This is a genomic window from Candidatus Symbiopectobacterium sp. (assembly GCF_020054415.1).
Lineage (GTDB): Bacteria > Pseudomonadota > Gammaproteobacteria > Enterobacterales > Enterobacteriaceae > Symbiopectobacterium.
Map to the genome: position 1 here is coordinate 1 of NZ_JAHWCO010000735.1, position 1,289 is coordinate 1,289.

Consider the following 1,289-nt stretch of genomic DNA (forward strand, 5'->3'; position numbering starts at 1 on the left):
CTGCGGGCGTACGCCGATGGCCACTTTACTCGATGGAAAACGGATCTGGGCAGAAAAGAATCTGAACCAGATGTAATCTGACAGACACCTGTATAAATAATCGGTAACTGTCAGATCAGGTCTGAGCTAGTACAATTTATCTGTCGGTATGGACCATGGTTTAGTCCCTGCCATGTTAGCCCCTACCACATTAATCTTGAGCAGGTTGGCTCCCGTCAATATTGCATCACTTAGAACTGCCCTTTCCAGGTCAGCGTTGTTCAGGTTAGCACTGGTCAGGTTAGCCTCGCTTAGGTCAGCTCTTTCCAGGTCAGCTCTTTCCAAGTCAGCTTTGTTCAGGTTAGCATTGGTCAGGTTAGCCTCGCTTAGATCAGCTCTTTTCAGGTCAGCGTTGCTCAGGTTAGCATTGGTCAGGTTAGCATCGCTCAGGTCAGCGTTGCTCAGGTTAGTATCGCTTAGATCTGCATCTCTCAGGTAAGCTCCTTTCAGGTCAGTATCGCTCAGGTTAACTCCTTTCAGATTGATAACCCCATCGTCGGTTAAGATATCTTTGATACAGGTAATATTTAGCAATGCCTGCAATTTTAGCGCTTGAAATGTATTAAAAAATTTTTTAGAATCAATTTCTTGGCTTTCTGATTTGTTATTGTTTTTTACTTCTACAGTAACTTTGTTTGTATGGTCTGTGTAATAAAATGATACCTTACATCCATTAATGTCATCTAAGTGTATTTTTCTGCCATCTTCCATTTCTTTTGCTGTTACTCCGCTAAAAGATATTTCTATTTTTTTCATTATTTCTTTGTAAAAAAACTCCTTATCTTTTCGTATCTTACCAAAAGTAATGAAATTGATGATGTGTTCGAGAATACCTTTTGGTGAAGTTATATCTTTTATGGAACTATCTGCCGTTGATGCGAATATATTTTTTACTAAATAGCTTGGCGATGTATTAATTAACATTGAATAAACCTGTAGTCAGATTAAGAATCTATAACATTTAAATTTTTTATCTTAATATTGCATATAAGGTTTTGGGTTGGTTTTTGGTTTGGACAGGCTTTGGGCTTTGTTGAATAAATCAGAACTTGTAACGACTGCGCCCCATACGGGTCGATTGTTACGTGATGCGAATACTGTTCGGCATTCCTAATATGTACTAGCTCAGACCTGATCTGACAGTTACCGATTATTTATACAGGTGTCTGTCAGATTACATCTGGTTCAGATTCTTTTCTGCCCAGATCCGTTTTCCATCGAGTAAAGTGGCCATCGGCGTACGCCCGCAG

At 39.7% G+C, this 1,289-nt stretch carries 1 protein-coding gene; it reads right to left on the reverse strand.

Annotated elements, in window-relative coordinates; all coding sequences use genetic code 11:
* Positions 1–126: 126 nt before the first annotated feature.
* On the reverse strand, positions 127–963 hold the full coding sequence (locus QZ506_RS21145; RefSeq protein WP_291973724.1) for a pentapeptide repeat-containing protein: 837 nt from the start codon (positions 961–963) through the stop codon (positions 127–129).
* Between the last annotated feature and the right edge of the window lie 326 nt (positions 964–1,289).

Bases quoted from the DNA above. Each gene is read 5' to 3' on its own strand.
- QZ506_RS21145 (WP_291973724.1), bottom strand. From the start codon at position 963: ATGTTAATTAATACATCGCCAAGCTATTTAGTAAAAAATATATTCGCA.